The organism is Pseudomonas fildesensis, from assembly GCF_001050345.1.
GTDB classification, from domain to species: Bacteria; Pseudomonadota; Gammaproteobacteria; order Pseudomonadales; family Pseudomonadaceae; genus Aquipseudomonas; species Aquipseudomonas fildesensis.
On record NZ_LFMW01000004.1, the window covers coordinates 335647 to 348636 of the forward strand.

General features: G+C 59.6%; 14 protein-coding genes. 1 reads left to right on the forward strand and 13 read right to left on the reverse strand.

Features of this window, described 5'->3' with window-relative positions:
- Positions 1 to 2 precede the first annotated feature (2 nt).
- The 8 genes from hscA to trmJ all read right to left on the reverse strand — a co-directional run bounded on the left by hscA (position 3) and on the right by trmJ (position 6900).
- Positions 3 to 1865, reverse strand: coding sequence for a Fe-S protein assembly chaperone HscA (gene hscA / locus ACR52_RS07960; RefSeq protein WP_048722789.1), 1863 nt, complete (start codon positions 1863 to 1865; stop codon positions 3 to 5).
- Positions 1866 to 1916: 51 nt separating this feature from the next.
- Positions 1917 to 2438, reverse strand: coding sequence for a co-chaperone HscB (gene hscB, locus ACR52_RS07965; protein WP_048722791.1), 522 nt, complete (start codon positions 2436 to 2438; stop codon positions 1917 to 1919).
- Positions 2439 to 2446: 8 nt separating this feature from the next.
- Positions 2447 to 2770 (reverse strand): iron-sulfur cluster assembly protein IscA, encoded by a 324-nt coding sequence (iscA, locus tag ACR52_RS07970; RefSeq protein WP_048722793.1) that lies wholly within the window; start codon positions 2768 to 2770, stop codon positions 2447 to 2449.
- A gap of 28 nt (positions 2771 to 2798) precedes the next feature.
- On the reverse strand, positions 2799 to 3185 hold the full coding sequence (iscU, locus tag ACR52_RS07975; protein WP_003209682.1) for a Fe-S cluster assembly scaffold IscU: 387 nt from the start codon (positions 3183 to 3185) through the stop codon (positions 2799 to 2801).
- A gap of 99 nt (positions 3186 to 3284) precedes the next feature.
- A complete protein-coding gene (locus ACR52_RS07980; protein WP_048722796.1) occupies positions 3285 to 4499 on the reverse strand; it encodes an IscS subfamily cysteine desulfurase in 1215 nt (404 codons plus the stop codon).
- A 50-nt stretch (positions 4500 to 4549) separates the two neighbouring features.
- The gene (iscR, locus tag ACR52_RS07985) at positions 4550 to 5041 is read right to left on the reverse strand and encodes a Fe-S cluster assembly transcriptional regulator IscR (RefSeq protein ID WP_003210305.1); all 492 of its coding nucleotides are present in this window, start codon (positions 5039 to 5041) and stop codon (positions 4550 to 4552) included.
- A 302-nt stretch (positions 5042 to 5343) separates the two neighbouring features.
- Positions 5344 to 6126 (reverse strand): serine O-acetyltransferase, encoded by a 783-nt coding sequence (gene cysE / locus ACR52_RS07990; protein WP_048722797.1) that lies wholly within the window; start codon positions 6124 to 6126, stop codon positions 5344 to 5346.
- Between the two features lie 3 nt (positions 6127 to 6129).
- Entirely contained in the window at positions 6130 to 6900 is a 771-nt protein-coding gene (gene trmJ / locus ACR52_RS07995; RefSeq protein ID WP_048722799.1) for a tRNA (cytosine(32)/uridine(32)-2'-O)-methyltransferase TrmJ, read from the reverse strand.
- A 145-nt stretch (positions 6901 to 7045) separates the two neighbouring features.
- Here trmJ and suhB point away from each other — a divergent pair, with 145 nt between their 5' ends.
- Positions 7046 to 7861, forward strand: coding sequence for a type III secretion system regulator SuhB (gene suhB, locus ACR52_RS08000; protein WP_048722801.1), 816 nt, complete (start codon positions 7046 to 7048; stop codon positions 7859 to 7861).
- Positions 7862 to 7965: 104 nt separating this feature from the next.
- On the opposite strand, the gene ACR52_RS08005 is transcribed toward suhB, so the two are convergent.
- From ACR52_RS08005 to tgt, 5 genes are all read right to left on the reverse strand, one after another.
- A complete protein-coding gene (locus ACR52_RS08005) occupies positions 7966 to 8511 on the reverse strand; it encodes a glycine zipper 2TM domain-containing protein (protein ID WP_048722802.1) in 546 nt (181 codons plus the stop codon).
- Between the two features lie 124 nt (positions 8512 to 8635).
- Positions 8636 to 9550, reverse strand: a complete 915-nt coding sequence (secF, locus tag ACR52_RS08010) for a protein translocase subunit SecF (protein ID WP_048722804.1) — start codon at positions 9548 to 9550, stop codon at positions 8636 to 8638.
- A gap of 9 nt (positions 9551 to 9559) precedes the next feature.
- Complete coding sequence (gene secD, locus ACR52_RS08015; RefSeq protein ID WP_048722805.1) at positions 9560 to 11428, reverse strand: protein translocase subunit SecD; 1869 nt, start codon at positions 11426 to 11428, stop codon at positions 9560 to 9562.
- Positions 11429 to 11490: 62 nt separating this feature from the next.
- On the reverse strand, positions 11491 to 11829 hold the full coding sequence (gene yajC, locus ACR52_RS08020; protein ID WP_003175975.1) for a preprotein translocase subunit YajC: 339 nt from the start codon (positions 11827 to 11829) through the stop codon (positions 11491 to 11493).
- A 43-nt stretch (positions 11830 to 11872) separates the two neighbouring features.
- A complete protein-coding gene (gene tgt / locus ACR52_RS08025) occupies positions 11873 to 12988 on the reverse strand; it encodes a tRNA guanosine(34) transglycosylase Tgt (RefSeq protein WP_161799291.1) in 1116 nt (371 codons plus the stop codon).
- Between the last annotated feature and the right edge of the window lie 2 nt (positions 12989 to 12990).

A 12990-nucleotide genomic window follows, 5' to 3' on the forward strand; every position in this document is an offset into this window, starting at 1 on the left:
AATTATTCCTCGATTTCATTCAGGTTGCGCCCGGCCAGTGCGGCTTTTACCGTCTGATCCATGCGGCGGGCGGCAAAGGCGTCAGTGACCTGCGACAAGCGCTTGGTCTGCTGTTCGATGGCATAACCATCGTTGCCTTTCATCAGTTCAGCCAGTTCCTGCATTTGCAGGTCGATCACCATGCGCTCTTCAGCGTCCAGCAAACGCTCGCCGTCAGTATCCAGGGCACCCTGCACCGCTTCGAGAAGGCGCTGGCCATCCACTTGCTGCTCACGCAACACGCGGGCGACCTTGTCGTCGCCGGCATACTGGAACGAATCCTTGAGCATCTTGGCGATTTCGCCGTCGGTCAGGCCGTAGGACGGTTTGACCTGGATGCTGGATTCAACGCCCGACGCCAATTCACGCGCGGCGACGCTGAGCAGACCATCGGCGTCGACCTGGAAGGTCACTCGAATCTTCGCAGCACCCGCGACCATGGCCGGAATACCGCGCAATTCAAAGCGCGCAAGGGACCGGCAATCGCTGATCAGCTCGCGCTCGCCTTGCAGCACATGAATCTTCATGGCCGTCTGGCCGTCTTTGTAAGTGGTGAAATCCTGGGCGCGGGCGACGGGGATGGTGGTGTTACGTGGAATCACCTTCTCCATCAGTCCGCCCATGGTTTCCAGCCCCAGGGAAAGCGGAATCACATCAAGCAGCAACAACTCGCCACCGTCGCGCTTGTTGCCGGCCAGGGTATCGGCCTGGATCGCGGCACCAATGGCCACCACTTGATCCGGATCGATTTCAGTCAGCGGCTGGCGACCAAACGCTTCGGCGACTGCTTCGCGCACACGCGGCACACGGGTAGAACCGCCAACCATGACCACGGCGGCCACGTCTTCCAGCTCGATACCGGAATCACGTACGGCGCGACGGCAGGCCTTGAGGCTGCGGGCAACCATCGGTTCGATTAGCGAATCAAAGGCTTCGCGTGTCAGCTGGGCCGACCAGGCACCGTAGGAAACGTCTACAGAAGCAGCGTCAGTCAGTGCTTCTTTAGCGGCACACGCAGTTTGCAGCAGGTTACGCTGCTCACCCGGATCCAGGTCGACGGACAACTCGGCGCTGCTGATGATCCAGCCCGCAATGGCGTGGTCAAAGTCATCGCCGCCCAGGGCCGTATCGCCACCGGTGGCCAGTACCTCGAAAACACCGCCGGTCAGGCGCAGGATCGAAATATCAAAGGTGCCGCCGCCCAGGTCGTAAATCGCGACCAGGCCTTCGGCATGCTGGTCGAGGCCATACGCCACAGCCGCTGCCGTCGGCTCGTTGAGCAGGCGCAGCACATTGAGGCCGGCAAGTTTCGCCGCGTCCTTGGTGGCTTGGCGCTGAGCATCGTCGAAATACGCAGGAACGGTGATCACTGCCCCGACCAACTCGCCACCCAAGGTAGTTTCCGCACGCTGGCGCAGCACCTTGAGGATATCGGCCGACACTTCCACCGGGCTTTTCGGGCCCTGGACGGTATCGATGAACGGCATGTGCGATTCGCCACCGACAAAGCGGTATGGCAACTGGTCGCCCAACTGCTTGACGTCGGACAGACCACGACCCATCAAACGTTTGACCGACAGCACGGTATTCAGAGGATCGGTAGACGCAGCCAGCTTGGCCGACTCGCCCACTTCGGTGCGATCGGCGTGATAGCGCACGGCGGACGGCAGGATCACCTGGCCATCGGCGTCGGGCAGCGGCTCGGACAGGCCACTGCGCAAGGCAGCAACCAGGGAATTGGTGGTGCCCAGGTCAATCCCCACAGCCAGACGACGCTGGTGCGGTTGGGGGCTTTGGCCGGGTTCGGCGATTTGCAGTAGGGCCATGGTAATCAGGTCTTATCTGTCTATCAGGCGTGCATCACGGGCAGCACTGGGTTAATCGTCGAGGCGCTCTTCTAGCTGGCGCACTTCGTAGGTGAGCTTGTCGAGGAACTGCATGCGCCGCATCAGGCGTTCGGCCTGTTCACGTTGCGCTGCATCATCCCAACAGGCTGCGAAGCTTTCGTTGAGCTCATCCTGGGCCGTTTTCAGACGGCGCTTGAACACCGCGACACCCGCCACATCGGCTTCGTCCTGCAGGTCTTCGAGCTCTTCGCGCCACTGCATCTGCTGCATCAGGAAGTCCGGATCGTGCACCGTGACTTCCAGCGGCAACTCGCCACCGTTCATCGCGAGCAGGTAACGCGCGCGCTTGGGGGGGCTTTTGAGCGTCTGATAGGCTTCGTTGAGGCTGGCCGACTGCTCCAGTGCCAAGCGTTGCTCACGCTCGGAAGCATCAGCGAAGCGGTCCGGATGCACCCCACGCGCCAATTCTCGATAGCGCGTGGCAAGCTGCTCGAGGTCCAGCCGAAAGCTCGGCTGCATCTCGAATAATGCGAAATGACAAGGAGTGCCCACAAATAGCCTCAGATGTTGAAGCTTTCGCCGCAGCCACATTCACCGCGTACGTTGGGGTTGTTGAACTTGAAGCCTTCGTTCAACCCTTCCTTGACGAAATCGAGCTCGGTACCGTCCAGGTAGGTCAGGCTTTTAGGGTCGATGATCACTTTCTCGCCGTGACTTTCGAACACCTGGTCTTCCTCAACCACCTCGTCGACAAACTCCAGCACGTAGGCAAGGCCGGAACAGCCCGTGGTGCGAACACCCAGACGAATCCCCTCACCTTTACCGCGCCCATCCAGGGAGCGTCGCACGTGCCGCGCAGCCGCTTCTGTCATGCTGATAGCCATCGTTGACTCCTTACTCGTCGCCAAATGCTTAGATCAAGCCTTTCTTCTGCTTGTAGTCGCGAACAGCCGCCTTGATGGCGTCTTCTGCGAGTACCGAGCAGTGGATTTTCACTGGCGGCAGGGCCAGTTCTTCGGCGAGCTGGGTGTTGCTGATAGTCACAGCCTCATCCAGGGTCTTGCCTTTCATCCATTCGGTTGCCAGGGAGCTGGAGGCGATGGCCGAACCGCAGCCGTAAGTCTTGAATTTGGCGTCTTCGATAACGCCAGCTTCGTTGACCTTGATCTGCAGGCGCATAACGTCGCCGCACGCCGGGGCGCCGACCATGCCGGTGCCGACATCAGGGTCTTCCGCGTTCATCTTGCCGACGTTGCGCGGGTTTTCGTAGTGGTCGATGACCTTTTCGCTGTAAGCCATGGTACTGAATCCTCACTCATCAGGGCCGCTCTGGAACCCTGTAAAAACGCCTGCGTTTTCCGCCACGTTCCTACAGAGCTGGGGTGGCGGCTTCTATAGTTAGTGTGCCGCCCACTCGATCTTGGAAATATCGACACCGTCCTTGAACATGTCCCACAGCGGCGACAGAACGCGCAGCTTGTTCACGGCTTCGCAGACTTTCTGCGCGGCGTAGTCGACTTGCTCTTCAGTGGTGAAGCGGCCGAACGTAAAGCGGATCGAGCTATGCGCCAGTTCGTCGTTGCGGCCCAGGGCGCGCAGAACGTAGGACGGCTCAAGGGAGGCCGAGGTGCAGGCCGAACCGGACGAAACCGCCAGGTCCTTGAGCGCCATGATCAGCGACTCGCCTTCGACGTAGTTGAAGCTCAAATTCAGGTTGTGCGGTACACGGGCAGTCATGCTGCCATTGATGTACAGCTCTTCAAGGTTCTCGACCTGCTTGTAGAAGCGGTCGCTCAGGGCCTTGATGCGCACGTTTTCGGCAGCCATGTCTTCTTTGGCTACACGGAAAGCTTCACCCATGCCGACGATCTGGTGGGTCGCCAGGGTGCCCGAACGCATGCCGCGCTCGTGACCGCCGCCATGCATGGCGGCTTCGATGCGCACGCGAGGCTTGCGGCTCACGTAGAGGGCGCCGATGCCTTTAGGGCCGTAGGTCTTGTGGGCCGAGAACGACATCAGGTCGACTTTCAGCTTCGACAGGTCGATATCGACCTTGCCGGTGGACTGGGCCGCGTCGACGTGCAGCAGCACACCTTTGGAGCGGGTCAGCTCGCCGATGGCCGCGATGTCGTTGATGGTGCCAATTTCGTTGTTCACGTGGATCACGGAAACCAGGATGGTGTCTTCACGCATCGCCGCTTCGATCATCGCCGGGGTAACGATACCGTCGGTGGTGGGCTCGAGGTAGGTGACCTCGAAACCTTCACGCTCCAGTTGGCGCATGGTGTCGAGGACAGCCTTGTGCTCAATCTTGGTGGTGATCAGGTGCTTGCCTTTGGTCGCGTAGAAATGCGCCGCACCCTTGATTGCCAGGTTGTCGGACTCGGTGGCACCGGAGGTCCAGACGATTTCGCGCGGGTCGGCATTGACCAGGTCGGCGACTTGGCGACGAGCGTTCTCGACCGCTTCCTCGGCCTTCCAGCCGAATACGTGGGAACGGGACGCCGGGTTGCCGAAGTTTCCGTCAACCAGCAGACATTCGCTCATCTTTTGCGCGACACGCGGATCAACCGGGGTGGTCGCTGAGTAATCAAGGTAAATCGGCAATTTCATGGACTTTCTCCTAAATCAGGCTGGCTGGCGTGCCGTTAGCTCTTCGGCTGTCACTCGACGGCGGACGCTTCAATCTTGTCCAGACGCGGCGCCTTGGTGTTGCAACGGCGCTGGTCCTGACGCTGGGCTACTTCTTGCACCTCACGGCGAGTCACAAGATCAGCCAAGCTGATACCACTCAAAAACTCATGGATCTGCAGGCTCAGGTCACACCACAAGTGGTGCGTCAGGCAGGTGTCGCCGGCGTGGCAGTCACCTAAACCCTGGCATTTGGTGGCATCGACCGATTCATTCACCGCGTCGATCACCTGGGCTACCTGGATGCCCTGCATGTCGCGGGACAGTTGATAACCGCCACCTGGACCACGAACACTGGAGACCAGATTGCTACGGCGCAACTTGGCGAACAACTGCTCGAGGTAGGACAGGGAAATGCCTTGGCGCTCGGAGATATCGGCCAGGGACACCGGCCCATTTTGCGCGTGCAAGGCCAAGTCAAGCATGGCGGTTACCGCGTATCGGCCTTTTGTAGTCAGTCTCATGGACAAGTACCAAGGTGTTTCAGAATGGGAGCAAGTATGCGATTCCCGAGTATTTAAGTCAACTATAAGACCTAGTACTTTAGTCAGGAATACCCGCAAAAAGGGCGCGCGAATAATAGCAGGGTGGGGTGGGGACGAACAGCGGGAACAGGGCCTGGCAGGATTTACGAGACCAATGGAGATCAAAATGTGCGAGGGGGCTTGCTCCCGATACAGTGGATCAGTCAGTAAATCCGGCGACTGGCCCTCTGCAATCGGGAACAAGCCCCCTCCCACAAGGGATTTGCGGGGCCCGTGAGACTTTAACCCGCCTTTGTGGCGCTTTCGTTCTTGATCTCGGCGAAGTCTTCTTCGCGCAGTTCAGGCAGATCCTTGGCGCAATAGCTGCTGCCCAACTCCTTCAGCGCGCCGCACATGCCGTCCAACTTGCCGTCCACTGCCTGCAGGTGGTCGAGCAGTTGACCGATGGCGCGAGCCACCGGGTCCGGCATGTCTTCGCTGACACCGTAGGCATCGAAGCCGATCTTCTCGGCCATGGCCTTGCGCTTGGCCTCCTGCTCATCGCCGACTTCCCGCTTGACGATGATTCGGCCAGGAATGCCCACCACGGTTGCACCGGCCGGCACCGCCTTGGTCACCACGGCATTGGAGCCCACCTTGGCACCCGCACCCACGGTGAACGGGCCGAGCACCTTGGCGCCCGCCCCCACCACCACACCGTCCTCCAGGGTGGGATGGCGCTTGCCCTTGTTCCAGCTGGTACCGCCCAGAGTCACGCCCTGGTAAAGGGTCACATCGTCGCCAATTTCAGCGGTCTCGCCGATGACAATGCCCATGCCATGGTCGATAAAAAAGCGACGCCCCACCTTGGCACCTGGATGAATCTCGATCCCGGTCAACCAGCGACCGAAGTTCGAGACCACCCGCGCCAGCCATTTCCAGCCCATGCCCCACAAGGCGCCGGACAGACGATGGAGCCAGATCGCATGCATGCCCGGATAGCAGGTCAGCACTTCAAAGGCGTTGCGCGCCGCCGGGTCACGGTGGAAAACACTCTGGATATCTTCTCGCAAACGCTCGAACATTTTTTAATCCTTCCGCTTAAGAAGCTCGCCACGGGCCGCTTTCTGGGTTTCCGTGAGGATGCCACGCAATATATTCATTTCCGCTCGGCTGACCGAGCTGCGCCCGTACAGGCGGCGCAGGCGCGCCATCAAGTGCCGCGGTTTTTCCGGATCGAGAAATTCGATGGCCACCAGGGTTTGCTCCAGGTGCTCATAGAACCGCTCCAGCTCGTCCATGGTGGCCAGCTCGCCACTCTTGGTCGATGCCACTTCATCCTTCTCTACCTTGCTCGGCTGGCCTTCAGCGGCCAGCCAGGCCATGCGCACTTCGTAACTCAACACCTGCACCGCCGCCCCGAGGTTCAGCGAGCTGAACTCAGGGTCTGAAGGAATGTGCACGTGGTAATGACATCGCTGCAGCTCTTCGTTGGTGAGGCCGGAGTCTTCGCGGCCAAACACCAGGGCGATCTCAGCGCCGCCGACGGCCTCCTCCACCACTTTGGTCCCGCACTCACGCGGATCCAGCAGCGGCCAGGGGATACGACGATCACGGGCGCTGGTGCCGAGCACCAGGTTGCAGCCTACCAAGGCATCTTCCAAGGTCGCGACGACCTTGGCTTTTTCCAGGATGTCATTGGCGCCGGATGCGCGGGCATCGGCCTCGTGGTGCGGGAACACGCGCGGTTCGACCAGGACCAGGCGCGTCAGCCCCATGTTTTTCATGGCTCGCGCCACCCCGCCGATGTTGCCGGGATGACTGGTATTGACCAAGACGACACGAATGTTTTGCAGCAAGGGAGGCGCTCTCGGACACAGGAAAGGGGAGCAAATCTTACAGAACAGCCTAAGGTTATGCCATGAAAGCTAACGTCGTCCTTCACCTGAAGAAAGTTTCTGCTAGAATGCTCGGCTTTCTTTAACAACCTTAGGTGACACATCCATGCAGCCCATGCTGAATATCGCGCTGCGCGCCGCCCGCAGCGCCAGTGAATTGATCTTCCGCTCCATCGAGCGCCTGGATACCATCAAGGTCGACGAAAAAGACGCCAAGGATTATGTGTCCGAGGTGGATCGCGCCGCCGAACAGAAAATCATCGACGCGCTGCGCAAGGCCTACCCTACCCACGGCATCCTCGGTGAGGAAACCGGCCTGCACAAAGGCAGCGGCGAAGGCGAAGACTACCTGTGGATCATCGACCCACTGGACGGCACCACCAACTTCCTGCGCGGCATCCCACACTTTGCCGTAAGCATTGCCTGCAAATACCGCGGCCGCCTGGAACACGCCGTTGTGCTGGATCCGGTCCGCCAGGAAGAATTCACCGCCAGCCGTGGTCGCGGTGCCCAGCTCAATGGTCGTCGCCTGCGCGTGAGCGGTCGCACCAGCCTGGACGGCGCCCTGCTGGGCACCGGCTTCCCGTTCCGTGACGACCAGATGGACAACCTGGAAAACTACCTGGGCATGTTCCGCGCCCTCGTCGGCCAGACCGCCGGCATCCGTCGCGCCGGCTCGGCAAGCCTGGACCTGGCTTACGTTGCTGCCGGTCGTTTTGATGCATTCTGGGAGTCGGGCCTGTCCGAGTGGGACATGGCAGCAGGCGCCCTGCTGATCCAGGAAGCGGGCGGCCTGGTGAGCGACTTCACCGGTGGTCACGACTTCCTTGAAAAAGGCCACGTGGTTGCCGGCAACACCAAATGCTTCAAGGCAGTGCTGACGGCGATCCAGCCGCACCTGCCGGCTTCGCTCAAGCGCTAAGCGAGCAGGCACAAAAAAGCACCCCAAGGGGTGCTTTTTTTATGCCTGGGATTTGGGCAACTCCGCACCGCCCCTCCCACATTTTGAATCACACCCGCCTGCGATTATTGCGGCTGGTTCTGACCGAGGATCAAGCGACCCTCTTTATCAACCGGGATCTGGCCGCCCGGATCACGGTCCATGCGCACCGAGCCTTCCTTGCCATCAAGGTTGTAACGCACGTCATAGCCGACAACCTTGTCACTGATGTCGTTGACGGTGTTACAACGGGTTTGCGTGGTGGTGTAGGTATCGCGGTTCTGCATGCCTTCCTGAACCTTGTTACCGGCGTAACCGCCACCGACCGCACCGGCCACGGTGGCCAGTTTCTTGCCATTACCACCACCGATCTGGTTACCCAGCAGGCCACCCGCCAGGGCGCCGACGACGGTACCGGCAATTTGATGCTGATCCTGCACCGGCCGCTGCCGGGTTACAGCGACGTCCTTGCAGACTTCGCGAGGGGTTTTAATCTGGGTTTTCACCGGCTGCACCGCCAGCACTTGCGCATACTCAGGGCCGCTTTTTACCAGGCTGTAGGTGGCAACAGCACCCCCGGCAGTCACACCGACAGCACCCAATACCGCACCAACCAGTAACGACTTGTTCACGTTGAACCTCCTGACCATCACAAACGGACCGAACGATCCGCGCTATACCCAGCCTTGGAGCAAAAAAAAAGGCACGAGTTCAATCCTCGTGCCTTCTTTGTAACAGCAAGTCAACGACACCCCATCAAGGGCGGTCGTCAACCTCCTTGCCGGTAGCGGCAGGAGGGATCAAGTCTTCGCTGTTGAGGTTCAGCCAGATCAGCACCACGTTGGCGATGTAGATCGACGAGTAGGTACCTGCCAGAACGCCGATAAACAGCGCCAGGGAGAAGCCCCACAGGTTGTCGCCACCAAAGATCATCAGTGCGCCAATCGCCAGCAAGGTGGAGATCGACGTCGCCATGGTCCGCAGCAGGGTCTGGGTGGTGGAGATGTTGATGTTCTCGATCAACGTCGCCTTGCGCAGTACGCGGAAGTTCTCACGAACCCGGTCGAATACCACAATGGTGTCGTTGAGGGAGTAACCAATGATCGCCAACACGGCAGCCAGCACGGTCAGATCGAAAGTGATCTGGAAGTACGCGAGGATACCCACGGTCACGATCACGTCGTGGATCAGCGAAACGATAGCACCGACGCCGAACTTCCACTGAAAGCGGAACGCCAGGTAGATCATGATACCGACCAGCGCCATCAGCATGCCGAGGCCACCCTGGTCGCGCAGCTCTTCACCCACTTGCGGGCCCACGTACTCGACGCGCTTGACCGACGCAGGGTTGTCGCCGCCGACCTTCTGCAAGGCCTCGGCTACCTGGTGACCCAGCTGTGGGTCTTCGCCTGGCATACGCACCAGCAGGTCAGTGGTTGCACCAAAGCTCTGCACGATGGCTTCGTGATAGCCAGCCTTGACCAGCTCGTTGCGCACCAGGGTGACGTCGGCCGGCTTCTCGTAGGTCAGCTCGATGAGCGTACCGCCGGTGAAGTCCAGACCGTAGTTCAGGCCCTTATGGAACCAGCTGAACAACGCCAGAACGGTAAGGAGCACGGTGGCGCCGAACGCAATATTGCGAACGCCCATGAAGTTGATTGTACGTAACATGGCAGCCCCTTAAATCCACAACTTCTTGAAGTCACGCCCGCCAAAGATCAGGTTGACCATTGCGCGGGTCACCAGAATGGCCGTGAACATCGAGGTAAAGATACCGAGGGACATGGTCACCGCGAAACCTTTGACCGGGCCTGTGCCCATGGCAAAGAGAATCCCGCCGACCAACAGAGTGGTCAGGTTGGAGTCGAGAATCGCGGTAAATGCCCGGCCGAAGCCTTCGTTGATTGCGCGCTGTATAGTCATGCCCGCCGCGATCTCTTCACGAATCCGCGAGAAGATCAGCACGTTGGCGTCCACCGCCATACCCATGGTGAGTACGATACCGGCGATACCTGGCAGGGTCAGCGTTGCACCCAGCAGCGACATCAAGGCCAGCAACATAACCATGTTACCCGCGAGGGCGACGGTGGCGATGATGCCAAAGAAGCGGTAGATGGCGATGATGAACAGGGACACAAACAGCATGCCCCACAGTGCAGCGTCCACGCCCTTGGTGATGTTGTCCGCACCCAGGCTCGGGCCAATGGTGCGTTCTTCAACAAAGTACATTGGCGCCGCCAGACCACCGGCACGCAGCAGCAGCGCCAGCTCGGACGATTCGCCCTGGCCGTTCAGGCCGGTGATACGAAATTGAGCACCCAGCGGCGACTGAATGGTCGCCAGGCTGATGATCTTCTTCTCTTCCTTGAAGGTCTGCACCGGCACGTCTTTCTCGACACCGTTGACCATTTGCTTGGTGTAGGTGGTGACTGGACGCTGCTCGATGAAGATCACCGCCATGCTGCGACCGACGTTGCTGCGCGTAGCGCGGCTCATCAATTCGCCGCCATGACCATCCAGACGGATGTTCACTTCAGGCGTACCGTGTTCGCCGAAACCGGCCTTGGCGTCAGTCACCTGGTCACCGGTGATGATCAAGCTACGCTCGATCTGCGCCGATGGACGGTTGCCTTCGCGGAACTCGAACTCTTCGGACGTGGCACGGGAAGCACCCGGCTCGGCGGCCAGACGGAATTCCAGGTTGGCTGTTTTACCGAGGATACGCTTGGCTTCAGCAGTGTCCTGTACGCCCGGCAGCTCAACCACGATGCGGTTGGCACCCTGACGCTGAACGATCGGCTCGGCCACACCCAGCTCGTTGACGCGGTTACGTACCGTGGTCAAGTTCTGCTTGATGGAGTATTCGCGGATTTCCGCCAGCTTGGCCGGGGTCATCGCCAGACGCAGTACAGCCTGACCATTGAGGTCGGCAGGCACGATATCGAAATCGGTAAAGCTCTTGCGGATCAGGGCACGGGCCTGTTCGCGGGAAGCTTCGTCAGCAAAGCCCAGCTGGATGGCACCGTTGAGCTGCGGCAGGCTGCGATAACGCAGCTTCTCTTTACGCAGCAGGCTCTTCACGTCGCCTTCGTAGACTTTCAGGCGTGCGTCAAGGGCTTTGTCCATGTCGACTTCCAGCAGGAAGTGCACGCCACCGGACAAGTCCAGACCCAGCTTCATCGGGTGTGCGCCAATGCTGCGCAACCAGGCTGGCGTGGTCTGCGCCAGGTTGAGCGCGACAACATAGTCATCACCCATCACCTTGCGCACGACATCTTTAGCCGGCAATTGGTCTTCTTGCTTGGTCAGGCGCAACAAGCCGCCCTTCGCATCAGCTGCCAACGTTGCCGCTTTAACCTGGATACCCGCGTCGGTGAGCGCTTTGCTCGCGCGCTCCAGGTCAGCCTGATTGACTTGCAGCGAAGTGCTGGCGCCAGTGATCTGGATCGCAGGGTCATCAGGATAGAGATTGGGAGCGGAATAAATAAAACCGATCGCCAGCACCGCCAGGATCAGTACGTATTTCCACAGAGGGTATTTGTTCAGCATCACGCCGCCCGCTTATAACGCGGGGCGCCTTGCGCGCCCCGTCGATTGGTAAAGGTTGTTACTTAGATCGCTTTGAGCGTGCCTTTAGGCAACGTGGCTGCGATGGCGCCCTTCTGGAACTTCATTTCTACGGTGTCGGAGACTTCCAGTACCACGAAAGCGTCGGAAACCTTGGTGATCTTGCCAGCGATGCCGCCGGTGGTCACAACTTCGTCACCTTTCTGCAGGCTGCCCAGCAGGTTTTTCTGCTCTTTGGCGCGCTTGGCCTGTGGACGCCAGATCATCAGGTAGAAGATGACCAGGAAGCCGACCAGGAAAATCCACTCGAAACCACCGCCCATAGGGCCGGCAGCAGCAGGCGCAGCGGCGTCAGCCATGGCGTTAGAGATAAAAAAGCTCATTTAGCACTCCAGTTGCAAATAGTGAATCTTAGGGTCGGAAAACTCAGTCCAAGGGCGGCACAGGGAGGCCGCGCTTGGCGTAGAAGGCATCGACAAAGGCGGCCAATGTACCCTGTTGAATAGCCTCGCGCAAACCAGCCATCAGGACTTGGTAGTGACGCAAATTGTGGATGGTATTCAACATGCTACCCAGCATTTCCCCGCATTTGTCCAGATGGTGCAGATAAGCACGGGAGAAGTTCTGGCAGGTGTAGCAATCACAGGTCGGATCCAGCGGCGAATCATCATGGCGATGGAACGCGTTACGGATCTTCAGCACGCCTGTATCAATGAACAGATGCCCATTGCGGGCATTGCGGGTTGGCATCACGCAATCGAACATGTCCACACCGCGGCGCACACCCTCTACGAGATCTTCCGGTTTGCCAACGCCCATAAGGTAACGAGGTTTTTCAGCGGGCATCAGGCCTGGCAGGTAATCCAGCACCTTGATCATCTCGTGCTTGGGCTCGCCCACCGACAAACCGCCGATGGCCAGGCCGTCAAAGCCGATCTTGTCGAGGCCTTCCAGCGAGCGCTTGCGCAAGCTTTCATGCATGCCGCCCTGGACGATACCGAACAGCGCCGCGGTGTTGTCGCCGTGGGCGTTCTTCGAGCGCTGGGCCCAACGCAGCGACAGCTCCATGGAAATCCGCGCGACATCTTCGTCAGCCGGGTACGGCGTGCACTCGTCGAAAATCATCACGATGTCGGAGCCGAGGTCGCGCTGCACCTGCATCGACTCTTCCGGGCCCATGAACACTTTGGAACCGTCCACCGGCGAAGCGAAGGTCACGCCCTCTTCCTTGATCTTGCGCATGGCGCCCAGGCTGAACACCTGGAAACCACCGGAGTCGGTGAGGATCGGGCCTTGCCACTTCATGAAGTCATGCAGGTCGCCGTGCCTCTTGATCACTTCCGTGCCCGGGCGCAGCCACAGGTGGAAGGTGTTGCCGAGGATGATCTCGGCGCCGGTGGCGACGATGTCGCGCGGCATCATGCCTTTTACGGTGCCGTAAGTGCCCACTGGCATGAATGCCGGAGTCTCGACAGTGCCACGCGGGAAGGTCAGGCGACCACGACGGGCTTTGCCGTCGGTGGCCAGCAATTCAAACGACATAC